This window comes from Arthrobacter sp. C152 (assembly GCF_054890965.1).
Window position 1 is genome coordinate 1 of the sequence record NZ_JBTZSU010000126.1, and the last position, 255, is coordinate 255.

Below are 255 nucleotides of genomic sequence, written 5' to 3' on the forward strand. Positions count from 1 at the left end.
TATGGTCATTGGAGTATAATTGCAAGTAACTTTAAGATCAGAAAAAGTCAAGCAGTTCGTTAATTAACTAATGGCTATAATTCAGCAGGAGTATTTTCAGTATTTCTATTATCAGCCACTGTCTGACGCGCCAATAGCATTAGAATCTTATCTGCAACATTCTCTGGACTCATAGGCTTTAATGCAAATTCATCCGCACCATAGTCCAATATTCTTGTCTTATCTGAATTTTCATCTCCTATTGCTAATACTTTT

Annotated in this window: 1 protein-coding gene; it reads right to left on the bottom strand. The window is 34.5% G+C overall.

Features of this window, described 5'->3' with window-relative positions:
* Positions 1-74 precede the first annotated feature (74 nt).
* Positions 75-255: hypothetical protein (locus tag ACYSM9_RS21995; RefSeq protein WP_461859063.1), on the bottom strand; the 181-nt coding region annotated here is incomplete at its 5' end.